The organism is Alicyclobacillus acidocaldarius subsp. acidocaldarius DSM 446, from assembly GCF_000024285.1.
GTDB lineage: Bacteria > Bacillota > Bacilli > Alicyclobacillales > Alicyclobacillaceae > Alicyclobacillus > Alicyclobacillus acidocaldarius.
The window spans coordinates 637,449-659,791 of record NC_013205.1 but is presented as its reverse complement, the minus strand read 5'-3'; the positions used below and the strand labels follow the sequence as shown (position 1 = coordinate 659,791).

At 57.9% G+C, this 22,343-nt stretch carries 31 protein-coding genes; 1 reads left to right on the top strand and 30 read right to left on the bottom strand.

Going from position 1 to position 22,343, the window contains the following annotated elements; translation table 11 throughout:
• Positions 1 to 20: 20 nt before the first annotated feature.
• The 11 genes from AACI_RS03105 to AACI_RS03050 all read right to left on the bottom strand — a co-directional run bounded on the left by AACI_RS03105 (position 21) and on the right by AACI_RS03050 (position 10,789).
• Positions 21 to 2,705 carry a helicase HerA domain-containing protein gene (locus tag AACI_RS03105; RefSeq protein WP_245530688.1) on the bottom strand — a complete coding sequence of 895 codons (2,685 nt, stop codon included), beginning with the start codon at positions 2,703 to 2,705 and terminating at the stop codon, positions 21 to 23.
• 46 nt (positions 2,706 to 2,751) lie between these two features.
• Positions 2,752 to 4,194, bottom strand: coding sequence for a lytic transglycosylase domain-containing protein (locus tag AACI_RS03100; RefSeq protein WP_012810021.1), 1,443 nt, complete (start codon positions 4,192 to 4,194; stop codon positions 2,752 to 2,754).
• A gap of 19 nt (positions 4,195 to 4,213) precedes the next feature.
• Positions 4,214 to 4,771: a hypothetical protein gene (locus AACI_RS03095; RefSeq protein ID WP_012810020.1), complete on the bottom strand. Its 558-nt coding sequence runs from the start codon at positions 4,769 to 4,771 to the stop codon at positions 4,214 to 4,216.
• A 39-nt stretch (positions 4,772 to 4,810) separates the two neighbouring features.
• Positions 4,811 to 5,017: a hypothetical protein gene (locus tag AACI_RS03090; RefSeq protein ID WP_012810019.1), complete on the bottom strand. Its 207-nt coding sequence runs from the start codon at positions 5,015 to 5,017 to the stop codon at positions 4,811 to 4,813.
• A gap of 1,363 nt (positions 5,018 to 6,380) precedes the next feature.
• The gene (locus AACI_RS03080) at positions 6,381 to 8,120 is read right to left on the bottom strand and encodes a hypothetical protein (protein ID WP_012810016.1); all 1,740 of its coding nucleotides are present in this window, start codon (positions 8,118 to 8,120) and stop codon (positions 6,381 to 6,383) included.
• A 24-nt stretch (positions 8,121 to 8,144) separates the two neighbouring features.
• Entirely contained in the window at positions 8,145 to 8,591 is a 447-nt protein-coding gene (locus AACI_RS03075) for a pilus assembly protein TadG-related protein (protein WP_012810015.1), read from the bottom strand.
• Positions 8,588 to 8,998 (bottom strand): prepilin peptidase, encoded by a 411-nt coding sequence (locus AACI_RS03070; protein WP_245530687.1) that lies wholly within the window; start codon positions 8,996 to 8,998, stop codon positions 8,588 to 8,590. The genes AACI_RS03075 and AACI_RS03070 overlap by 4 nt, the downstream gene beginning before the upstream one ends.
• Before the next feature lie 46 nt (positions 8,999 to 9,044).
• A complete protein-coding gene (locus AACI_RS03065) occupies positions 9,045 to 9,641 on the bottom strand; it encodes a hypothetical protein (RefSeq protein WP_012810013.1) in 597 nt (198 codons plus the stop codon).
• 41 nt (positions 9,642 to 9,682) lie between these two features.
• A complete protein-coding gene (gene vapC, locus AACI_RS03060; protein ID WP_012810012.1) occupies positions 9,683 to 10,090 on the bottom strand; it encodes a type II toxin-antitoxin system tRNA(fMet)-specific endonuclease VapC in 408 nt (135 codons plus the stop codon).
• Positions 10,087 to 10,314 (bottom strand): type II toxin-antitoxin system antitoxin VapB, encoded by a 228-nt coding sequence (gene vapB / locus AACI_RS03055; RefSeq protein ID WP_012810011.1) that lies wholly within the window; start codon positions 10,312 to 10,314, stop codon positions 10,087 to 10,089. The genes vapC and vapB overlap by 4 nt, the downstream gene beginning before the upstream one ends.
• Before the next feature lie 97 nt (positions 10,315 to 10,411).
• A complete protein-coding gene (locus AACI_RS03050; protein ID WP_245530686.1) occupies positions 10,412 to 10,789 on the bottom strand; it encodes a hypothetical protein in 378 nt (125 codons plus the stop codon).
• Positions 10,790 to 10,838: 49 nt separating this feature from the next.
• Between AACI_RS03050 and AACI_RS16290 the strand changes: the two genes are divergently transcribed.
• Positions 10,839 to 11,120 carry a hypothetical protein gene (locus AACI_RS16290; protein WP_041707288.1) on the top strand — a complete coding sequence of 94 codons (282 nt, stop codon included), beginning with the start codon at positions 10,839 to 10,841 and terminating at the stop codon, positions 11,118 to 11,120.
• Between the two features lie 51 nt (positions 11,121 to 11,171).
• Here the strand turns inward: AACI_RS16290 and AACI_RS03040 are convergent, their stop codons facing one another.
• From AACI_RS03040 to AACI_RS02955, 19 genes are all read right to left on the bottom strand, one after another.
• Positions 11,172 to 11,978 (bottom strand): type II secretion system F family protein, encoded by an 807-nt coding sequence (locus AACI_RS03040; protein WP_012810009.1) that lies wholly within the window; start codon positions 11,976 to 11,978, stop codon positions 11,172 to 11,174.
• On the bottom strand, positions 11,978 to 12,844 hold the full coding sequence (locus AACI_RS03035) for a type II secretion system F family protein (RefSeq protein ID WP_012810008.1): 867 nt from the start codon (positions 12,842 to 12,844) through the stop codon (positions 11,978 to 11,980). Before AACI_RS03035 ends, AACI_RS03040 begins: the two co-directional genes overlap by 1 nt.
• Complete coding sequence (locus AACI_RS03030) at positions 12,841 to 14,109, bottom strand: ATPase, T2SS/T4P/T4SS family (protein ID WP_012810007.1); 1,269 nt, start codon at positions 14,107 to 14,109, stop codon at positions 12,841 to 12,843. Before AACI_RS03030 ends, AACI_RS03035 begins: the two co-directional genes overlap by 4 nt.
• The gene (locus AACI_RS03025; protein WP_245530764.1) at positions 14,093 to 14,872 is read right to left on the bottom strand and encodes an SAF domain-containing protein; all 780 of its coding nucleotides are present in this window, start codon (positions 14,870 to 14,872) and stop codon (positions 14,093 to 14,095) included. The genes AACI_RS03030 and AACI_RS03025 overlap by 17 nt, the downstream gene beginning before the upstream one ends.
• Entirely contained in the window at positions 14,866 to 15,966 is a 1,101-nt protein-coding gene (locus AACI_RS03020) for an AAA family ATPase (RefSeq protein ID WP_049763293.1), read from the bottom strand. Before AACI_RS03020 ends, AACI_RS03025 begins: the two co-directional genes overlap by 7 nt.
• Positions 15,929 to 16,369 carry a hypothetical protein gene (locus AACI_RS03015; RefSeq protein WP_012810004.1) on the bottom strand — a complete coding sequence of 147 codons (441 nt, stop codon included), beginning with the start codon at positions 16,367 to 16,369 and terminating at the stop codon, positions 15,929 to 15,931. The genes AACI_RS03020 and AACI_RS03015 overlap by 38 nt, the downstream gene beginning before the upstream one ends.
• Before the next feature lie 11 nt (positions 16,370 to 16,380).
• Positions 16,381 to 16,596, bottom strand: coding sequence for a hypothetical protein (locus AACI_RS03010; protein ID WP_012810003.1), 216 nt, complete (start codon positions 16,594 to 16,596; stop codon positions 16,381 to 16,383).
• A gap of 149 nt (positions 16,597 to 16,745) precedes the next feature.
• The gene (locus tag AACI_RS03005; RefSeq protein ID WP_245530763.1) at positions 16,746 to 17,189 is read right to left on the bottom strand and encodes a disulfide bond formation protein B; all 444 of its coding nucleotides are present in this window, start codon (positions 17,187 to 17,189) and stop codon (positions 16,746 to 16,748) included.
• Positions 17,189 to 17,479, bottom strand: a complete 291-nt coding sequence (locus AACI_RS16855) for a hypothetical protein (RefSeq protein WP_245530685.1) — start codon at positions 17,477 to 17,479, stop codon at positions 17,189 to 17,191. The genes AACI_RS03005 and AACI_RS16855 overlap by 1 nt, the downstream gene beginning before the upstream one ends.
• A 211-nt stretch (positions 17,480 to 17,690) precedes the next feature.
• Positions 17,691 to 18,416, bottom strand: coding sequence for a hypothetical protein (locus tag AACI_RS16850; protein WP_245530684.1), 726 nt, complete (start codon positions 18,414 to 18,416; stop codon positions 17,691 to 17,693).
• A complete protein-coding gene (locus tag AACI_RS02995) occupies positions 18,413 to 19,096 on the bottom strand; it encodes an EAL domain-containing protein (RefSeq protein WP_012810000.1) in 684 nt (227 codons plus the stop codon). Before AACI_RS02995 ends, AACI_RS16850 begins: the two co-directional genes overlap by 4 nt.
• A gap of 17 nt (positions 19,097 to 19,113) precedes the next feature.
• Complete coding sequence (locus tag AACI_RS02990; RefSeq protein ID WP_012809999.1) at positions 19,114 to 20,067, bottom strand: ParM/StbA family protein; 954 nt, start codon at positions 20,065 to 20,067, stop codon at positions 19,114 to 19,116.
• Between the two features lie 18 nt (positions 20,068 to 20,085).
• On the bottom strand, positions 20,086 to 20,547 hold the full coding sequence (locus AACI_RS02985; protein WP_245530683.1) for a hypothetical protein: 462 nt from the start codon (positions 20,545 to 20,547) through the stop codon (positions 20,086 to 20,088).
• 59 nt (positions 20,548 to 20,606) lie between these two features.
• Positions 20,607 to 20,855, bottom strand: a complete 249-nt coding sequence (locus AACI_RS02980; RefSeq protein WP_012809998.1) for a hypothetical protein — start codon at positions 20,853 to 20,855, stop codon at positions 20,607 to 20,609.
• Positions 20,855 to 21,079, bottom strand: coding sequence for a hypothetical protein (locus AACI_RS02975; RefSeq protein WP_245530682.1), 225 nt, complete (start codon positions 21,077 to 21,079; stop codon positions 20,855 to 20,857). The genes AACI_RS02980 and AACI_RS02975 overlap by 1 nt, the downstream gene beginning before the upstream one ends.
• A 46-nt stretch (positions 21,080 to 21,125) precedes the next feature.
• Positions 21,126 to 21,329, bottom strand: a complete 204-nt coding sequence (locus tag AACI_RS02970; protein WP_012809996.1) for a hypothetical protein — start codon at positions 21,327 to 21,329, stop codon at positions 21,126 to 21,128.
• A 20-nt stretch (positions 21,330 to 21,349) separates the two neighbouring features.
• Positions 21,350 to 21,601, bottom strand: coding sequence for a hypothetical protein (locus tag AACI_RS02965; RefSeq protein WP_012809995.1), 252 nt, complete (start codon positions 21,599 to 21,601; stop codon positions 21,350 to 21,352).
• A 249-nt stretch (positions 21,602 to 21,850) separates the two neighbouring features.
• Positions 21,851 to 22,141 (bottom strand): hypothetical protein, encoded by a 291-nt coding sequence (locus AACI_RS15780; protein ID WP_012809994.1) that lies wholly within the window; start codon positions 22,139 to 22,141, stop codon positions 21,851 to 21,853.
• The gene (locus tag AACI_RS02955) at positions 22,113 to 22,337 is read right to left on the bottom strand and encodes a hypothetical protein (RefSeq protein WP_012809993.1); all 225 of its coding nucleotides are present in this window, start codon (positions 22,335 to 22,337) and stop codon (positions 22,113 to 22,115) included. Before AACI_RS02955 ends, AACI_RS15780 begins: the two co-directional genes overlap by 29 nt.
• Between the last annotated feature and the right edge of the window lie 6 nt (positions 22,338 to 22,343).

Sequence of the window (22,343 nt, the reverse complement as noted above, 5' to 3'; positions counted from 1 at the left end):
CTGGAAATAAAATTGGTATTTCACAACCGCTCGAATCGCCATTCAGTCCCTGTGCGAACGCGCGCAGATTCACTGCTGATTCCCTGCTCGCGTAGCCAATCTTCTGCACGGCCAAGCAATTTACCAAATTCCTTTGGTGACCACTCTTCGACGTCAGCCCCCAGCTCCTCAAGGGCCTCGAGCAGTGCGCTCGTCCGCCCCTCCCATCGCCCCTCTTCTTCGACGAGAGCCACCAGGGCTTCGAGGATCGGCAACTCGTCGTCGGTAGGCTCGTATTTCTTTTTAACGGAAGGTTTCTTTGGCTGCGTATCGTCATCGACTTCTTCGTCCATGAACGACTCCAACCACTCCAAATACTCTTTGATTTCCTGATCCACCTCGCTCACATGCCGACAGTCACGACGTTGAAGCTCAAGGATTTTGTCGATCGCCCAGCGTTGAGCTACATCCATCTCTTTGGTTCGATATTGTGCCGGCCTGCCGTCAGGTAAATAGATGACCGGAGGATCGCTTTTGGCTTTGAACGCCCGTTCCCCCATGCCTGAAATCTTTGTATAGACACACGAGACGAGTTCCGGTAAGCCCTGAAGAATTTCCGGTGCAAATCGCCGATTTTGAAATACCGAGATGATCCCTGCCGATTCAGGCCCCACACCACAGGCGATGATCGTGGCCACGTTTTCCGAGATCGCCTTGTAAATTTCGTTACGCAATTGTTCAGGAAACTGCGTGATGATCCCGATGCTCAATCCGAATGCGCGGGTTTCAGCGATAATCTTTTCAATCACTGGAATCTGGACGTTATGCGCTTCGTCAATCATCAACATGTGCGGAAGCGAACCATTGGGCGTTCGAGTTTTCGCTTCCACGTAGTATCGGTTGAGCAGATACCCCATGATGATTTTGACGTTGATCGGATCGACGTTCTTGATATCGATGAGCACAATATGCCCCTCGTCCATCCACTGGCGCAGTCGAAAAGGCATCGACAACTGTCCGAAGATTCGACGATTACGCTCTTTCCCGATCAAGGTCTCCAAACGGTTCGTCGCGGCCTCTAATTGGCTCGTCTTCACGCTCTCCCCCGTGGTTCTCCAGAAACGTCGAACTAGGGGATCGGTGATTTGAATCCGCTCGCGAAACGCCGGACATTCATACAGATACGTCAAAGCAAGGATGCTGTGGGTTCTGGTATCATCGAGCAAGGTTCGAACCGCGTTCTTGATGAGTTTGTCGGTCAAAGGTGTGTCTCCCGCATACACCGCATGTAATAGGCTTGTGACGGCATCCGCGATATCATCCACATCCAATCCCCCAGAACGGTCCAACAGGTTCAGCCCCACGGGGTACTCGTTTGGAATATCAAACGGAAAGCCGTCCCCAAAAGAGAGATAATGGACGCGGCTCCAATCGACCGGATAGCCTTGTTGCTCCAAGTGCAGCAAACGATTCATGATATTGAGCACACTTTCTTGCTTCGGGTCGATATACGTTAACCCGGTTGCCTGCCCCTTGGGACGCTTCACCCATTCGTCAAGCAGGGACTGAATCATCATGAGCGCCGTCGCAGACTTTCCCGATCCCGTCTTGCCAAACAGGGCGAAGTGTTGCAAGAAAGTGTGCGTAGGAATGCAGACCAACCGCGCCTCCTTCAACGGATGGATCAGCCGACCCACCGCAATGCCTTCCGTCAGCTCGTCGTCTCGAAGCAGCACTTCCCCAGCTTGCAACGCTGGGATCCGCCTCCCCACCGCCGCCGCGAGATTGGGCATCCGAACAAGGCACGACAGCTCCTCCTCGCGCCACAGCGCGATCGTCTCTTCCCCCTGAGCGGGCCGTGCGGTCAGGTGATGGTCGTGACGCAACTGAATATTCAGTTCGTCCACCACCGCGTCGACGCGTCGGGCATCGGGGCCTGTCACCGTGATCTCCACCTGATAGTAGGTCGTCCGTTCGGATAGCGCTTTTTCAAGCCGTTCACGTCGCATGCGCTCTTCCCGCGTCTCTTTCTCCTTCTTGCGGGTCTCGTCCGGTGCCGATTCGAAGAAGGTCTTCAAGAGTCGGGACGACGAAGACGCACTCTTGCCCTCAAGCGCCGCGCGGATGGGCGCAGTCCAAGCATCCTGCGGCCGGGACGCAAACCCGATGTCGAGCGTCACGCCGGGTTGCAGGGCATCAAGGACGGGCTCGAGTTCCGCGTCCGTCGAGAGCCAACCCCCGAGCACGCCCACGCGCCGGAGTTTCCGTTCTACCTGTCCATTCGTCTCCGGCAAGATCGCTTCTTGCGCGTCCGCGCCCGGGCAGCGTTGCAGAAAAGCGCTGCGCATCGCGTCTAAGCGCGATGCTGGCCCACCGAGCCAAAGCGCGAGATGGCCTTTGTCATCGCAGGTGACACGGAAGTGCACCGTTTCACCGCCCGCGGCGGTCGCAAGCTTCTGCACCAGGCTTTCGGATTGTCTCCCGTTCGCCGCGGGCAAAAGCCGCAGCCACACTTCGGCGGGTTGCAGAGATCCGACCTTTTGCTTCGTTCTCCCGCCGCCCAACCCAAACGGCCGTGTCTGGATCTCGCCGAACTTGAAGTCCACCCAGAACGGACGAGTCTGGATCTTCCCTGGACGCCAGCGTTCGCTGGGCTTCGGTTCGGGCGAGGTAGATGGTGCCTGATGCTCTTCGATCTGGTTTGTACGTTGTGGATCCTTCAGCACCGAGGGTTTAGATGGTCGCACAGAGGGCCGCTCCATTGACGTCACCTCAGCTTCCCGTTGTGTCGTTGGCTGATGTGCTGTTGTTCGATGTCGGCGCATGCGTCTCCGCCCATTGCGCCGTCGCCATGATCTGCTCCGCATAATCCGTCATCGTCTGTGTGTTCCCCGCATACGCCGCCGGCACAACATTTAACAGCGGCGCCGCCTCCGGCCACGGCATGCCGGGACGGAAACCGAGCGATTCCATCGTGCCGAGACCGCCGTAGTACGCGCAGAGCGCCTCTTCCCAGCTCGTCCCGCCGGTTTGTTCGTAGTCCTCCTTCAAAAGCTCCGCCCCAAGCAACAGGTTCTCTTGCGGCTCCATCCACGTGGATGGGTCGTAGCCCGGCAACCCCGCCGCGGTGCTCGGCAAAAGCTGCATGAGACCATAAGCCGGCCCCGCCGGATCGAACGCCTGCGCGTAGCCGCCCGATTCGTGAATCATGACCGCCGCGATGATCCCGGCTGGCACGACCGTCGCTTGGCTCGCCGCCTCAATGTCCGACCACCACTCGTCAAGCGCCTGTTGGTTGGTTTGCGGCTTTGCGTTTGACACGCCGCTGAAATCGGGCGACGCCAAGTCGACCCACGCGTTGAAGATGTCCATGAGTTGTGGCAGCGCCGGGTCATTGAAGTTCGGGTCGAAGAAAAACGCCTGTCGGAACAGATATAACTGGTCCATGATTTCAGGCTTAAATCCCAGCGGACGCTCGAACGTGTAAAGCGGCGTGTAATCCTGCGTGTACGTTTCGTTTGCCACGATCCACTGGCCATTGACTTCCTTCCACTGGAACATGTAGTGACCGTTGTAGGTCGTGATGTCGTGCAGAAGCCAGATCGTGATGACCTCCGTCGTGGTCTTACTCTTGTCCATCGACGGATTCGTGTTCACCTGTGCAGGGTTCAGCGACGGCGTGGAGCTCGCAAGCGGTCCCTTGGTCGTCTTGGTGATCGTAATCTGCACAGGAAACCACGACATCTCCGATGGCGAGAGCACCTTGGCGGCGACCTTCATGTCACCGCCGTATTCCTTCAAGGCAAGCAACAGTCCGTACGAGAGATTCAGATTCAGTTCGCTGATTTCCTGAATCTGTTGCTTGTCGAGTCCCACGCGGTACTGTCCCGCGGACAAGTCCAGCCACCGGATGGTCTTCTCCCAAGCCACCGCGAGTTGCTTGGCTTCGTTGATCGTACTGGCGGGGTAATTCGCCAAAGGCGCAACCATTTGCCGTGACGAGATCGCCGTCACCAGAACCACGACAAGCATTGCTGGAAACAAAAGTGAACATGCGACACACGCAAGGAGTAGCGCAAGGATTCGCTTGTCCCGCCACACCTGCCTGGCCGCGAGTTCCCATTGACCTGTCAGCAACGCGCCAACAAACACCGCCAGGCTGAGAAAAAGCCCTAGCCGCGATCCCTGCCTGTCCTTTCGATCTGCATTCTCCATGGCTTTCGCCTCTCAGGACTCAAGACAGAGCCTGATCCCATTCCGCCGCCGACGTAAGCGTGCCAGGGATGTGCCACACATGGCCGTTTCTCCAGACGTAGGTGTCCGGTACGCCCGAAATCAAGGAGCCAAACGGGTTTTCGAACACGTAGTACACGGGCCAGGTGATGTGATACTCCTTGAGCAGGGTCTGGGTATCCGCCACATCCTGGGCCTTCGTTTCGTTGGGCATGAACCCCGTGGCAATCAGCACCGGGGGATGCGCGGGCTTGGCCTGACTCAAGGTTTGAAAGAGTTGCTGCCCACCGAGCGCGGGTGAGAAAAAGATGAGCGGATAATCCTGGACGTTCAGCGTGACAGGCTTATCGTCCGCGGTCACGACGTGGACGGCCTCATAGAGGCTTGGTTTTGTGGCCAGTTGAGTGCGTTGTTTGAGCGACAGGACATGCACGGAGGTTTGTGTGGAACGCTCTGGCGTGACGGTGTTGCGGAGCGGTGCGGGCTTGCCGCCGAGGATGCCGCACCCGGTCACGACAAGCGTCGAGGCTATCACGCACAGCCATGCAAATTTGCGCATAAAAAATCCCCTCCCAAAGATGGAGGGGATCGGTGCTCGTCAGCACACCGTCTTGATTTGATAGGTCGGCGAGGCGTTGAAGACCGCAACGGGTCCGTGATCCGTCAACACCACGTGCTTGACGACCTGCCAGCCCGTTTGCACCTTTTCCGTGTGACAAGCTTTGTGGTCGGACGCCAAGGCAAAGGGCGCCGCAACACCGAAGCACGCCATCGCCGCCAACAAACCAACAACCTTCGACTTCATCGCTGCATCACTCCTCTGTAGAATTGGATTCATCTGAGCGGGGACCGTCAGACATGAAAAAAGCCCTCGGCGGATGGCCGAGAGCCCTTGCAATGGTTTGATTACGACCACGAAATCGAAACCGGCACCCAGACTTGCACAGACTGACTCACCCAACCATACGTCGGCTGATAGCTGCAACTTGGCACTTGCCGAGACGTGCACTGAGTTTGATAGGTGGTGGTGCACTGCGTCGAATACGTTGGTGTGCATTGATAGGTATACTCCGGATCGCACACTTGTTGATAATCGGTGCAGACTGTTTGGTAAGAACAAGAAGGAGGATTTTGGGAGCATACTCGTTTTTGTCCCCAGTTCATACACGCAGGATAGCAAAACATTTGCCCCGTCGGTACTCTTTGACATGTTTGCCCCGTCTGCACTTGTTGACAGCTTTGGACAGGCACCTGCTGACAACTCGTCTGCGTCGTATATCCATTGCAAACGTATTGGCTACCAGTTTGCCCCCAGACCTGCTGCGTTTGTGTCGTGTTGTAGCCGCCAGTGATGTTAGCAATCTTGCTCGTCGCAATCGCGGCAAACAACGTCGAAGGTTCGGTGATTAGACCGGCGATCGCGACAGCAAAAGCGGAAATAAACAAAGCACGTCGAAGCATCGAGATCACCTCCAACATGAGAGTGGATTGGGGTACTACATCAATGGTGTGTAAGTCCAACTCCACCTGTTTCCGTGGACAACGAGTGTTCCCTGGGACAAGACAGGGAGCCCAATACACGCTACATACGGTGTTCCCTGAGCGGCCGACCCTCCGACCGCTTGATCGATTACTTCCTCCCCACCGTAGGCCGTGATGTTGGAGACAAACGGCGCGTCGGATAATTGAGCCGGCGCAATCGAAATATCCAAGTATTGCCGAACCTGACTGCTCCCGCCGAACCCATAAATCGTAACTGAGTTTGACGGGATCTCGCCTGCCTCTTCAAGAGCTGTTCCGTCAACGGTCACGGCCATTTGATCGCCTGTGTCGAGCATGGCGCTTCCTTTGATCGTAACGGTATGTCCGCCCACGTTTTGTGTTAACACCACGGGTAGCACCAGAGCGCCGTTTTGGATGGTCCCGCTTAACGTTATTTGGATCTCGGAGCTTGGTTCACTCGATATAACCGTAGCCCGGATTCCGCTATGTGATTGCGCTGGAGTAGTAACATGTTGACCGGAAATCGAATGACCAATGAGACTCGCGCCCAACATCCACATCGCAAACCTCATCACGGACACACACCTCGCCCTCGGCGTACGCGGGGAACGTCAGACATCCAAAGGGCATCGCCCCCCCTGAGCGGAGTTGCGATGCCCTTTTTGTCAATTGATCTGCGCCTGATACTGCGTCGTCTGCTGCGGCGTGGCTTGAACCGTGGTCGTCAACGTCGTGCCCTGCGTCGTACTGGCAATGACCTGGCCTGTCGTCAAGTTCACAATCGACATCGTGTGGCCGTTCAGTGGCAGGTTGGACGTCGCGGTAAGCGTGACGTTGTTGTCTGTCGAATCGCCCTGCGCAGTCAACGTGACGGTGTAAATCGCCTGTTGGTTGCTCGTCAGGGGCGGCTGCGCACCGCTTTGTGGATAGGCCCACGAGGACGGCACCGACGGCGAGTTGTTCAACACCGCCACGAAATAATCGCCAGCATACTGAGATTGACTGAAGCTCCACGACACCTGGTTTTGTGATGTCGTCAATCCTTGTGGTTGATACCACTGCATGAGTGACTGGTTGTACAGGAAGGCATACCACGTGTAGTTCCCATTCGCGTTCGAACCCTGGAACGGGAACGACGCGGTTGCCGTTAAGGTGATCGTGCCACCATTGTTCGAAAGTCCGAGTTGGAAGCTGATGTTGGGTTCCCAAATCACCTGAACATTGCTGCTCGAAGGCGTGGTGAACGTCTGTCCATTCCATGTAAACTGCGCGCCATACGACTGCGTCACGGGCGAACTACCTGTGACTTGTTGACTCACCATGGCATAAGCTTGTGAGTTTTGCGTGCCCACGCTTACGGGCGATCCAGGCCCGCTTATCTGTTGACCGGTCGTCGCATTGTAAAGCGCGAGACTCCCGCCATTTAGATACACACTACTTGGGACTTTCGCTACAATTTCCACCGATTCATTGTTCCACACCTGATTATTGGTGCCGTTTTGCGTTTGCGCTGTCCAGGACCCAGCCGGAGCGCCTTGTGGCGTCGCCACGCCAGGTGCCGTGCCGGGATACGCGGTCGCGCTCACTTGGATCATCGACACAAGTTGTGACGGTGAAATCCACTGAACCGTTAGGGGCGTACTTTGGACAACCGCGCCGCTCGTTGTGCCCCACGGCGCGATATACGCGACAAACGTGTCGGACTCATTGATGCCGGACACCGTGACTGTGTCCGATGTGCCGGAGAACGTCGGCATCCCAAGCCACTGCCCTGTGGACTGGTCGTAAATCTGCAATGCATCTCCCGGCGCCATCGATACGTCTTGGTTGGACGTTGCCGTGATTTGCACCGATTGACCATTCAAAAACGTTGTGGCGGGTGCCGGTCCCGTAACGGCAATGGTAAGCTTGAACGACGTATTTTGTGGGGTGGCCAACCCGCCCGTCCCGTTTGCCGTGGTGTTCCCGGTCGCGTTGGACACCGACACGGTCCCGGGTGACCCATTCCCAAGCTCGTTGTAGTATGTCGCCGTGGCTGTAATCGGTTGCGTCCAGCCACTTGAGATTCCAAGCCAGTTCATGAGTTGCGGAAAGACCACCGGCGCGTGATACGTCACCTGCGCCGTGATGAGCTGGCCGTTGTCTTCCGTTTGGATTTGAACGTCTGACGCGGCAATCGCAGGCTGACCATTCCACGTCGCAGGCGCGCCGCTCCCGGTCACGGTTGCCTGTGCCGCCTGCACGATCGCCTGTTGGTTGTTGGTCACCGCCGCCGTACGCGCCACGTTCTGTGCCGCCATCTGCGCGATGTGCATTTCATCCGCGCGAGCGCCGAAGTAGCCACCGACCCCCAACAATGCCCCAGATAGAAACAGGACAAGCGGCCAAGTGAGAAGGTCCTCCATGTCCTTCATCCCTCCTTCCGTCGCTCACGAGATCGTCGCCGTCGCAGTCACGGGCAAGGTGATCTGGTCGGAAATCTTGCCCTGAAAGAGAAACGCAATGGGCGCCTCAAGACCAGGCACCGCGTACGTCGCGGTCTCATGGGCCACCACCGTGGCGCCATTCACGACGGTGATGGACACGGGCGACGTTTGCAGCCCGGGAATATTGGCCTTCGCAAGAGCCTGTTGGAACACGGTCGTGGCCCACTGCGACGCCGCGTTCGGATCAAGGTTCCACGTGATCTGCCCGTCCCCTTGACTGTCGTACGTCGCAATGGGCTGGGCCTGGGACGCCGCGGCGAGCGCGGCGGCCTGTGTCGCCTGCTGGACACGCTGGTCAATGGACGTGATCAGGTGATATCCGTTCCATGCCCAAAGCCCCGCGGTGAAGGTTGGGAAGATCACGAGCATCCAGAGCAGGAGCGATCTCATTTGACGATCACCGTCAATTGCCAGAGCAACATGAGTAGTGCACCCCCTAAGAGTGCGGGTGCAAACGGACGCTCCAAACGCATATCCCCGCGCGCGAACGCGACGACGTACACGCCAATTTGCACGATCCCCGCGAGAAAATAGATGAGCACCGGCCCGACGAGCCCCGTATACGCCGCGGACATCGCGAGAAGGTTGAGGTCGCCACCGCCAATGGGCGCTACGCGCCACAACAGCTCCGCAAGCACCCACCAGATTGCGCAGGCGATGAGGCTATTCAGACCGCCCATGACGCCCTGGAACAGCGCGTGCAATAGGACACCCACCACACTCCCGCAGATCGTGAGCCACCACGGGATGGTCTCCGTGCGCAGGTCATGGAACGCTGCCTCCAACAAACAAGCCAATAGAATGAGCCACAAAAGTCCGTAAAGTACCATTGCCAGCGCTCCTTCAACTCGATAGGTGGATAAGCTGCCATTCTGGCTTGCCCGCCAGCGTCACGACATCCGTCCATGTCTGCGACGCGGAACCGCAGCTATCCGTCGCCGTGACCGTGATGTTGACGGTGTCCCCGTTCGCGGCTTTGGGCAGCACGAAACCTGCGACGTAGAGGTGTGGTGCCACTTGGATTGTCTGCGCCGTCCAGGAGATCGTCCCGTTCGATGTCGCCATGCTCGCTGTCTCGGTGACCGTGACCGGCCAGTTCCCCGGCGGGTACACGAACACCCGCGTCGTAAACGCGCTTCCCGCTCGGGCGTAGACCGGGAATTGGCTCGTCGGCAAGAAGGTGTTGCTGTTTTCGACCTGCAATTCTTGCGTCGGCGGATCGAGCAGGCCCGTGACGCCAAACCAGCCAATGGTGAGCGGGATCGTGCTTGTTTGACCGCCTGGGTTGACCGTGAGCACAGCCGAGCCGTTCGAGCCGCAGGACACCGCATAGGTCTGATTGACGGTCAGTGCCTGCACGTGAGCGATGTCCCAGGCAGTTGTGATGAGTCCGCCTCCATATGCGAGCGCGACGAGTATCCAAGACCGAAATCGGCGCATAAAAAATCCCCTCTCGTTGGAGAGGGGGGCGTCAGACACATTCAGACGCCTTCAAACCAGTTTTCGACTCGCAATCCTCGAACACGCTGAAACTCCCGCACGTTGCGCGTGACCACCGTCACGTCGAGCGACAAGGCATGCGCGGCAATCAAGGTATCCATAGCGCCAATGGGCTGACCTTCGGATTCCAACTGCGCTCGGATCCGCCCGTAGTGAAATGCCGCGCGCTCGTCAAATGGCGCGATCTCAAGTGGCAAGAGAAACACGGACAAAGCCGCTCGATTTCGTTCCGGATGCCGACTCTTCGCTATGCCGTACATCAACTCCGCAACCGTGATCACGGAGACGCCAATGTCGCCTGTGCGATATTGCCGAAACCGTTCAATGAGTGCTGGATTTCGGCGATTGATGAGATAAATGCACATGTTGGTGTCCAGGAGGTACCTCATAAACTCTCCCGCACATCCGTCAGCGGTTCGTCCCGCTCAAGCACCAAATCCTCCGAAAACATGCGAAGCGCCTCAGCCATGGTGTCCCATGCGCCATCCATTGGCAGAAGCACGACCGCCTCACCAATACGCTTGACGTACACTTCGTCTCCGTCAAACCGATACGCCTTTGGCAACCTTACCGCTTGGCTGCTTCCGTTTTGAAACAACTTCGCTTTCTCCACGGTTTGCACACCTCCGTATATATTAAGTATATACCTCGGTGTGCGGTTTAGAAACCGTTTGTGTTCTCTCTTGAGGAGGGCGGATGGGACAGAGGAATCACGCGTTGGTTCGTCGAAGAGCAATGTGTTCCCGTAATTCCTCGAACTTCGGATAGATTATAGCGATCAAGCACGCCACAAGATAAACATGGCAAGCAATAAACCACATTCCTATCGTGGCTTTTTCGATCGGGAACAGACAGAACACAATGGAAGCGCAGATGGAGAGAGCGATCCACAGCTTGGCCCACCAATGTGGCCACCAAGGAGTCGACGCCAACAGTTCGAACCAACGCCAGCACGCAAACGCCATCGTCGGCATCGCCAACATGGCAAACGCAAACCAAGCCATGGACGGATTGGCCGTCATGTGATACACCGAGAACTGATAAAGGCCGATGGGTACTCCTGAAAACGTAAAAAGAAGGATGCGCATGAGAATCGATATTCCGTAAAGAAATTTTCGCAAGGAGATATTCCAAACCATGAACATTTCCGTTCCACCATTCCTTTCTCAAGAATACTTACAGAATCTCCAATCGAATTTCTTGCAGGCTTTCTACTACGTCGTTCAACGTGAATGGCACGATTATGTGATTGTCGCGTGTTTGATTTTGATTTCCGAGCTTATCAAGCTTCTCGTTCGAGGCCATGACCGAAACATCATTGGCTGGTTGATTTATGCAGAATGGATTTTACTCGCAGGTACTTTGGTCTGGTTTCTCTGTCATTGGATGATCCAAGCCGTTCACCAAACGTTTTTGTGATTTCACACAAAAAATTCCTCTCTCGTTGGATAGGGGGAGGTCGGACAAACATCAAAATCCACTCATATGTTCGTACGCGCTCCACGCCCTCATCAGAATGAGGATCCCGACAAGAAAGATGCTCGGCAGCGCAATAAACGCAATCACCTCAAACAGTACGCTCATGCGTTTCCTCTCCGCGCGCTTCTCCAGGTTAAACAAAAACTGCGCCCGCTCATCGACCGCCATCTGCTTGAGCTGCGTTTCAAGCGACGTCCCTTCGTATCGCCCGGCCTGGATCCAGACCGACGCAAGCTGGCGCATCTCGGCAAGTCCCGTTTCTTGTGCCATCCACGTGAGCGCATCCGCGAGTGTGTCAGTTGTCTGCATCCGCTGATACGCCCGCTCCAAGAGTTGCCTCAGCGCACCGTCTGTCGCCGAGATGAGAAGCGGCAGCATGTCCTCCGGCGTGATGCCGCGTTCATAGAGGGAAGCCATCAGCATCTTCACGCGTCGAAGCCCAAAGCGCAGGTCGTCCTCGAACCGCTTGCGCTTCTGCCAGGGGTACATGACCATGTACGCGGCCATGCCCCACCCGGCAAGAATCCCAAGCGTCAGACTGTGCATGCCGCCCCAGATCATGAGAGGCAGCAACACCAATGCGAAGAAGAGGAACAAGACGAATTGCCTCGCCGTGAGCTTCACCTGTGATCGCCTGAGCCAATCCCCGAGTTTTCGCTCCCACTTCCGCAGACGTCCTTGAAACTTCGGCTCAAGGAACGGGCGTCGTATCCACCAGGTCTCCAGGCGCTCGACCCAAGGAGTTAGCCACAAAAGAAATCCCGAAACCGCGAGCACTGACAAAGCCGCTGTTTCCATTAGCCACCCACCTTCGCCATCCGATAAATCCCCACGCCGACAAGCACAGCCCAGGCCAACAGCGCCCACGGGACAAACCCGATGAGACTCTGGGCATACGCGTGATAGAACGCCATGAGTCCGAAGAGTCCTCCCGCGCCGAACACATACGCACCGTAGCGGTAAAACGCCGTCTTCGCGCGCATCATGCTGCGAAACTGCGCCTGGTCCTGCAGATCGGTCAACACGTCGCGCCAGATCGTTGATGGGTTCGCGCCGTATCGTTTGAGCGTCCGCGTGTACTGGGCCAGCCATTGAAAGGCGGGGACGCCGGACTGCATCGCGTGTTCCACCAAGGCGTCTTCAGGCGGCACACCAAGGGCCGCGATGCGTGCGCGAATCGTCTCAAATTCACGACGTATGACCGGATCCTTGCTGTGACGCAAGATGTCTTCGACCGCCAGCCCGACATCCTCCGTCGCCTCAAGCACCGAAAGGCCGAGCGGAAGCGCCGTCTCTCGCAGTCCTTTCTCGACGCGCCACACATAGCGTGTCTTGAGTACGCGAACCACCGGAAACGGCAGACAAGCACAAAGTGCCGCAAGCCCGAACGACATCCAGATCGGATCACCGAAAACCTGCGGCAGCAGTGCACCCACCAGGGCCAACCCCGTCCACGTGAGCGCAATCGCGCGCTTCGAGACGCTCCACCCCCAGCGCTCAAGCTCCGCCTGGAATCGCTCGACGTAGGAAGGTGTTTGGACGGGCAGACGGCCCTCCGTGAGAAACGGCTTGCGTTTCTCGCGCGTCTCCCAGCGCGAGATGAAGAGCACGGACCAGACAAGGAACAGTGAAATCGCCAACACCAGAATTGCCAGGCCTGTCATACAAGCCCCTCCAGCGACACCCCATGTGCCAACGCCTTTGCCTTGAATCGCTCCGACACCCCGTGGAAGATCATGTCCCCCGTGCGCGGATCCCGGACGAAGACCGGCCGCGATAGAATCCGCCCGTTCTCGAAGCCTGTGATCTCGCGCACTTCTGCGACACCGCGATATTCTCCGCTCCGCTCCAGGTGAATGACATGCGTAATGCCGCGTGCCAACTGATATGCTACGGTGTCTTCCGCCGGGCGAGGTGGCGCGGAAATCCCGAGCATCCGCACACGAAGAAGGGCGTCCTCCGCTGAAGAGGCGTGGAGCGTCGTGGCCACCCAGATAAGACCTAGATTCGCCATCTCTAAGAAGATCCAGAGTACTTCGGGATCGCGCACCTCGCCTACGAGCATCGCATCTCCCGTCATCCGCAGGGACGCCTTCAAATTCTGAGCCATGGAGACGTACCCTTGTGTCCCCACCACGCCTCGGCTCCAGAGACGAATCGTGTCGGGATGTTGTGGCTGCATCTCCGGCGCTTCCTCGATGATGATGAGCCGACACGGCGGCAGAAACGCCGTCAGGGCGTTCAGCATGGTCGTTTTGCCCGACTCCTGAGCGCCCGTCACCAACAGCGATTCACCGAGCAGCGGCAACAGCGACAAATACTTGTACAGCCACGGATCCCTGACCAGATCTCTTAACGGATACGGATAGACAAACTGCCGAATCGTGATGAGCGGCAACGTCTGTACCACGCGCCGCCCCTCGCCAGCCTCGACCGTGATACCACACGGTCCCTGCTTCACATGGAAGCGGGAGCCGTCGGACAGAATGGCGTCGATCTCCGGCACATTGCGGGCGTATCGGAACGGCGTCCCGGTGAGTTTGTGCTCGATGAATCGGTACACGTCTTCCAGGTTTTCAAAGCGCCGATGCCAGCGTTTGATCACGCCGCCCTCGCGATACTCGACCCATCGATCGCCCGCGACCCAAATCGTCGTCACCTTGGGCCGGGCCTTAAGCTCCGTGAGAATGCTATAGTCGTACACATCCGCCAAGATGGCGTCGATCACGGTACGCTGAACTTCCGTTGGGATGTTCACACGCCTTGAGAGCGTCGCCAACTGCCAGGCCATCGCCGTGCGGTCGGGCACTTGTGACAGGAAGTCCGTCTCCCTGCTCAGCTCCTGCAACAAGGCGCGCTTGTAGGGTTCGATCGACGCCACGCCTGGTATCAGCATGCGCCGTGGCGCATCGTCAACGCTTGGACGCATGGGTTGTCCCTCCGTTCGCCGGGATCGTGACGTGCTGGCCAGGCTGGACTTCGGGCAGCGTCTCGGTGTTGCCGTAGTTTGCGGGCGGTTGCGCCAAGGTTCCCGAAGCGGTCGTGTTGGTCGTAGGCGTTGAGCCTTGAATCACCGTGGTCGTCCCATTGGGCAACACGCCTGTCGTGATCGCGTTTTGCGGCACATTTCCGAGCACAACCTGAGCGGTTTGATTCAGCAACGCTTCACCCTCTTGCCACGGCACCATGACCACCCAAGTGTTGCTGTTCTGGCTATTGGGATTGGTGATGGAACGAAGGGCTCCCGCATTCGACCCGTTCGTCGCAACGATGAGGACATCGTGATAGACGACGCCATTTACCACCAGCGTCACGGTTGCGCCTGGCGTCACGGCTTCCGTAATCGGCGAAGGACTCACATTCACAGGCACCAACACATCGTTTTGAGACGCCGCGTAGGCCTGCAGGGATCCCTGTGCGGCGAGTTCACTCGATTCAATCGGATCACCCGCGGCAACGCCAAGCACCGTAAGTCTCCCCACGGGGTTCGTCACGAGGTCACTCGGCACCGCTGCGCGGGGCACTTGTTTCCAAGTGATATCCGACGGTGTAATCGTGGTATATGGCAAAATGGTCTGCGAAGCCACCGGAATTTCCACAGTGGCATGAGCACGCTCAAGCACCATCCAGTCCAACCACACCGCGACACCGATCCCCAAAAGACCAAGCCCCATGGTGGCCTTGCTCACCATAGCCACTTGCGCTTCGCCTCCTTTCGTGGCGCGTCCGCCGCGGGTTCTTCCCCGAGAATGTCGGCGGCAATCTTCTCAATTGCCCGACCGAATGGGCGTTTTGGGTCCTTGAGCGCCGCCGCTTCGCCCGCTTCCGTCGCCTCAAACACACGCCTGTCTTCGAAGATCGCCGCAAAGGGCGGTGATCCCGCGAACTCCTCCTCCCAAAGGCTTGGCGCGTCCTTGTCGTAAAACCGATTCAAGATGACCCGTGGCGCTTGACGACAAAGCGGCGTCAACTCCTCAAGCGCTCGCTTGTACGCACGGAACTTGCCTCGATCGCCCTGGCCGACCAGATACACATGCGTCGCGGCTTCCAGCGCCGCGTAATAGGCGTTGGTCTGCCCGCTCCCGAGATTCAGGATCGTCACAGAAAACGCGCGTCGCGCAGCGTGAATCAGGCGTTGCACCCCGTCTCCAGGAAGCACCGTCCCCTGGCCGCTCGATGGCAACAAACCAAAGCCGAGTTTCACAGTCGCGAACATCCGTCGAATCGTTTCGATATCTGGCTCGGGACGCTCCTCGGCGAAGATATCGACGGTCTCAAAGGACGCCGCCCGAAGTTTCGAACCGAGCGTGCCGAAAGGGTCGAGATCGGCAACGGCCACGTCGATCTTGCGTTTGGCCAGCCACGCGGCGGTGTTGAGCGTCAACGTATCCTTCCCCACCCCGCCGCCCGTCGGCAAAAGCCCCGCAAACACAGCGACCACGCCCATCGCGGAATCGGATGTTTTGCGAATTGCAGGTCTTGGCGCTTTGGTCTCCCCATGCGCGCGCATCCAAGCGAGAATAGCGTCGGGATCGATCTCATCGGCCACTTGCCACTCGAGCCCTTGAATCGTGCGGATCGCCGGATCCACTTGCCCAGGGCTTCCGACGAGAAGCACCGAGACACCGCTCCGAACGGCTTCCGCCAACGTCTCAGGCTCGGCAAACGGCGCCTCGACCACCCAGGCGTCGCCCGCCACGGGCAAAGGGCAAGTGGCGCGCCATTGGTGCGGCACGTCGCTCAAAGCCTCATGGAGTTCGTCCCAGTCCGTGATGAGATACCGCATTCGCCCCCTCCTTTCCGCGCCGCCAATCAACGAATCGCTCGCGCGTCATTCGCGCTTCCGTGATGGTGCCGCGCCCAATGGCCCACCACGACTTACCCGGTTCCCGACCCCAGTTTTCCGTGTTCATGAGATACCAGGAGACAAGCACGAGTCTGTGCCACCACCGAAGCGGCACCTCGCGCGTTTCCCACCCTTCTTCGGCGGGGTAACGCAGCCACACGCTTCGCGAAATCACGCCTTTCGCGTCGGGGGGCAGTAACCACGCGAGCTTGTCATACGCCTCGTCACGCGCGCGGAAGAACCTGTCGCGATCCAGCGCGTAAAGCACGAGGCGCGGCGCGAAGCTCACCTCGATCCAGCCGTCCCGCCTGCGCCGCGCGATGTAGTATTTGGTCAGTCGCATCAGCATTCGCCTCAGTGGACAGGGTGATGAGGCACACTCATGTAGAACACGATCCCAGCAATCACGAATACGACGAGACCGATGAACCCTCCCAGCAACGTCCGGCCCAGCACCTGCGTCCTCTCAGGTTTGTGTTTGTTGTCTTGCTTCCAAAAGGCAAAGTTGATGACGCCACCGCCGAGCAGAAACCCGATCACCGCAAAACGCCACAGCAGATTGAACAACATGCAAGACTCCTCCTTGAGATTTGGTCTTCACTGGAGCACGAGTTGCAGGACAAAACGAAAGCCGCCTCACTCAAGAGCGAAGCGGCTCCTCCGTCAATTTCTTTTGTGACCCACCAAGGATGTCCACGAACACGGACGCCCTTTCTAACCTAACGACCAGAGTGAATCTGTGACCGGAACAGCATTCCACCCATTTTCTTGGCTTGCCTCGGTGCATGTGCGAGCCGATCCAGTGCTAACGCTGTTAGCGCTGCAAACACCAAGGTCGCAAGCCCGGCCGTAGTAAGCGGCCCCCACTGGAAGTACGACACGTCACATGGTGCTGTCGTGGAGCAAAAAGCCGCATGCACTGCTCGAAGCTGCATCCACCATTGCGACGCCGAGACCACCAACCCCGAAGTGGAAGCAAAGGCTACGAGCCAAGGGAAGTCTATCGTCCATCCAAAGAGCGTCGTTGCGAGCAACAGACGTTCCGACCAGCACATCACGCATGCCTGCCAGTGAAGCACAAGGCTCCAGTATGCGCTCACACTCAACGCAATCGCAGGAATGACGATCCCGAGTCCGCGACGAATTCGAACCCACCGCCACATCATCCAAGCACCGCCTTCCAAAACGATACAGACGGGTTGTATCCAATGTCGACGTACCACTTGCCGTCATGAGGGATGAGGAACGTCGGATACGACTGGACAGCCTGGTCAATGGGCGTCCCGGGCATGGCGTACAAGATCCCCTCCGTCGGGTAACGAAGGCCGTAATGAGTCCAGTCGAGTTTGAACGCTTCCTGCGCTTGTGCGGCGTTGGTCACCGTTCGCGCCGGAATTCCTTCGGAAGGTTCGCCGCCGTTTAGGGCCACGCCGACAATCGTTAGGCGGTTCATCAGGTGATTTTTTATAAGCAACTCTTCTGTTTCCTTACAGAAAGGGCACCAGGGCGCGGAGAACAAGATCGGCTTGTCCGTCGGCATCGGCACACTCTTCCCTTGCGCGTTCAGCACGGGGGTGCGGAAGACCGTCTGGAGAAACGAGGCGCTTGCCTGTTGCAATCCTTCCCATGTGGGCTTGGATGGGTCGGCGATCGCGTTCGCAGGTTCAGACGTCGCCACGGTGGGATTGGATGACGGCGCTTGCGTCGCTCCCGGCATTTCGACCGTGACTTGCCGCGGCGCGCCGATCCACATCCCCACATTGATTCCAATCACAACACCGCAAAGCCCGGTGATTGTGTACTTCATCCACGGCTTGAATCGCACAAGCTTTCGCCTCCTTCGTGACGTAGATTGCGAGAAGATACCATCGCTCGCCTTCGTTCATCGCTCGCCCGGCCATTTGCCGCTGTTGCCGCCTCACGTCACCCCAGCATTGCAGCCAGCGTGGGAAGAACGTTCCCGGTATCACCGTGACGGCATTGGGCGCAAACCGCCGCACGTGCATGCCAACATCCGAGTACGTGTTCCCCACGTAAAATCCAGGCCCGAGCGCAAGCCCATGTCGGATGTCCGCCTCCAACTCCAGTCGGAATCGGCGGACATCCCGCAGTTCCTCTGTGCGAATGTGAAGCAGATAACAAGGGACGCCTCGGGGGATTTCGACTCGGCCTCGAACGAGCGCTCGCACGAGAAAGCGCGCGATCGGCAATCGGATCACGCGCTGAAATCCATCCCGTCTACTTTTCCTTGCGGCCCACCGTAACGCGATGTGCGTGGCGGCGAGATACGCTCCAACAGGCGCCCACACCCACCACCAGCTCGGTTCCAACCATACGCCCAGGACCCACCACGGCAACAACACTTGAGCCAATTCAGGCACGAAGATCATCTGGGATCCACCTCGACGCGGAGGGCGTCTGTCAACGGCAGCGGGATCCCGAGCGCGAACCCCTGCATGTACCGCACGCCGGCGTCCAGACAGCGCTCAATGTCCACCTTGGACTCGACGCCCTCTACAATCAGGTGCATTCCAGGCCAATCCTCGACGAACCGTCGCAAGCTGCGAATCAACTCCCAGCGTCCCTCCCGCACAAACGACAGGTCCAGCTTGATCCACTCCGGCTGCAAGACCTCGAGCAGGTGCAGGTTGGTGCGTTCCACGCCGTAATCATCCAGCGCCACCTGAAGGCCATGGAGGCGAAGGGGCGTGAGCCCTTGTTGTAACCGCTCCGCGCGCTTGGTGCGCTCGGAGACCTCGACGACGATGCGCTCCAGACGCGCGCCGCGCGGAAACCAAAGATGGGGCGCGATCGTCTCCACCGTCTTCGGCAGCAGGTTCACGAACAGTCGTGTCTCCTGCGGCAGATAGGACAGCCGTTCGAGCGCCATGCGCCGCGCCTCCGCGTCGACCGCCACGGCCCCGCCGTGTTCACCAGCCTCCCGAAACACCTCATGCGCCGAGATCACTCGATCTGCCCGTTGCCCCCGAACGAGCGCCTCATACCCCACCACCGTGCGCGTCCACAAGTCCCAGATGGGTTGAAAGTACACCGTTAAGAGACTCGACATCGGCGGTTTCTCCTCTCTTACGCCGTTTCCGCAAACCGCCCCAATTTGTAGAACCCTCGCGCGTTGGCCCCCTGCGGATCAGGGACCATCTCCGCCACAAGCGGCGGTTGCGCCAAATACGCGCCGAGAAGCGCTGCGCCGCCTCCGGCCAGAAACACGCGGGCAACCGTGGAGATCGCTCGCCCCCAATGTTGCACGACACCTGCACGAATGCGCTCTGCCACCTGCCGCCGCGCCTCGTCCACAGGCAGCGTCACGGGCTGTCCAAAGCGATAGATGCGCTTCCCGTCCAGCGCGAGCCGCATCCGCTCCCGGTCCAGCATTTCGGCGCCGTAAGCCCGCTGATACGCCCGTTGCAGCATGGCCTCAACGTTATGCACCCCAACATCCAGGCTCAGGCTCATCTCCCGCACAATCTGATAGGCCGGGAAGAGCACCGCGACCACCACGTCCGTCGTCTTGTACCCGACGTCGATGAGCGCGATGCGCAGGCCCTCTTGCAAAAGTTCTGGACGCCTCGGCCGATTGCGTTCGTCAAAGAGCGCGTCGATGAGCGCCGCCTGCGCCTGGCGAAAGAGCGTCACCGACGGGACGGGTCCTTTCCAAACTCGCTCACCTACCTGGTATGGCCCCACAATCTCGCGCAATTGTCGCTCGTAGTTCGCTTGTTCTTCCTCCGTCGCCGAGTACGGAAGCCCGGACACGACTTGCAGCGGCTCATCCGGCAACGTGGCGAACACATAGCCAAGAAGCGCTTGAAACTCAGGCCGCGACAGCCGCTCGTGGTCCAGCGCCACGGCGAGCGTCGCGTCCTCACGTTCCGCGTGTTCTCCCACGACCCAAGCATGGTCCCCCGAGACCACATCCGGTTCGGTCCAAGTGGGCGCCGCCACCGCGGGCATGCGGTGGACGGTGTGCCCGTCTGTGGTCCATTTCAAATGGCCGAATCCCACGTCAAGACCGACAATCAATGTTCTTCCCTCGCTTTCTCATGAAGCAGGCCCGCTCCACGACGTTCCATTCCACATTCCGGATACATTTTCCTGAAGCAATGGCGAAATCGGATAAGTGAACACCAATGTCACCGGAATGGGAACCTGGACCGATGTAATCCATCCGGACAGCGGCATTTCAAATGCGTATTCCACGGTCGTCGTCAATTGTGTCGGCACGCCATTGTTTTCCGCGCTGTTGTCTTGGATATCCACGACAAGTTGCTTTGCGGACATCGTGGCTGTTGGCACAGTGGTGCCTGTATCGACTGAACTGGTAGGCACCACTTGTTGGATAGCATGCGTCAACTCTTGCACCACCGGCTGTCCTGTTGATTGGTCGGTCCCATCACCTGCTGCCGCGATCCGGGCATAGTTGCCCGTGATTTCAGCAATCATGAGCCCATGCATCAGGATGCCGAAAGTCTCGAGCAAGACGTACAGCGCAAGACCGAACAACCAGAATGAAAGCGGGGCGAAGACGAGATCCCACGCCAGCCCCGCCGTCCGCTTCCGGTTTACAGCGATCCGCTGTTCAGAATGTTGTTGATCGCGTTCTCGATAGACGAGATCGTCTGCGCCGCCAAATTGCGAAGCGCGGGGATGTTCTGCACGAAGATCCAGATTGCGCCCACGATCACGGCGAGCGTAATCAATTGGTCCCAGCGGAACGCCCCGTCTCGAAGCTCGATGGATGTGACGCGCGCGGCCAGCCGAACGCCGAAACGTTCGACTCGATCGCGCGCGTGCGAGAAACCCCCCCACATCACCATTCCTCCCCGTCGCTCTCCGTGTCCTCGTCATCGCTCCCATAGGACCACGAGTCGTCCTGGGAGCCACCTTGTTCCCTAGCCGCTTGACGCCGATACCGAGCGATCAGAAACACCATCGCGGCCAATACGACGAGGGCGAACACGAGCGCGCTCATCGAATGAACGCGCAAGAACGCGTAGATCATCCATGCAGCGAGAACGGCAAAGATGAACTCCACAAACGCTAGAGAAATTAATCGTCCTCTACCCATGGTCGCGCCCCCTTTAGGTTGAATTTCCAATGGTGCTGTTCAGCACCGTTTGCTGAGCGGACTGCATGGCGTTGACAGTGTTCGTCATCATCGTCTTCGCCACAGGATAGACGATCATAAAAAACCCAACGGCAGCCGCCGCCGACAACGCAATGGCGGCAAAGTGCCCGATGCCGCGCTTACGTGCCGGAAGCGCTGCGGTCATGACCATGCTCACGGCGTTCGCCTCCCTCAGATTTAGACGCAATTGCTACCAGACGGGCAAATGGTGCTGTTCAATACCGTTTGCTGCGCGGACTGCATGGCGTTGACGGTGTTCGTCATCATCGTCTTCGCCACAGGGTAGAGGATCATGAAGAACCCCACAGCCGCAGCCGCCGAAAGCGCGATCGCCGCGAAGTGGCCAATCCCGCGCTTGCGGACGGACACGACGGCGTCGGTGCGACGCACCCGGGCAAATCGCGACAAAACCAGCGTCGTCATCCCCATCTTCCATCCCTCCTTGCCCTATACGGGGATCGACAGACAAAAATGGCCGCTCTCAGCACGCGGCTGAAAGCGGCGAAAGGCAAAGAGGATACAGGGAAGATAAGTTTTGTTCCACAGCCTGTTCTCGAAGCAGGTCTGTTCACATGGATTTCAGTATGGAATTACTTGTTTGCTATACTTCTCTTTCATTGGGTTCATGTCACAAAACCGTTATCGTTGGACTCTCTTAACATTGAGTTATTTATCAAATTAGCGGTAGCCATCGTGATGTTCTTGATCGCTACAGCCGTAGATCTCGTGATGTTGGCTATCATCGTTCGTATTGTCAGAAAAATCATCTGTTGATAAATTCTCAAATCGGTATAAAACAAAAAACGTCGTAATAAAAACGCTAAAAGCCCAAGATGTGTAGAACCAGAAAAATGTGAATCGCAGATATCCCGCCATCAACATGACACCCACATTGAAGACGGTGGATAGAATGAGTAGTATCAATTTTTTCGTTTCGCTATCAAGGTTGGCAAATGCCCGTCGTTTCATTCCACACTCCTCCCGCTTCCGTGCAACTTGTCTGATTCGAATACTGCGCATACGCCGTGGCGTTCAGCATATGTTGGTTGCTCTGGACTTCACCTTGGGCCTGTTGGGTCACGTACTGTCCGAGATAGGGATGTACAAAGGCGGCAATGAGTAGAGCAGCGATAATCAATAGTCCTCCCGATATCCACTTGTCCATGTGCCC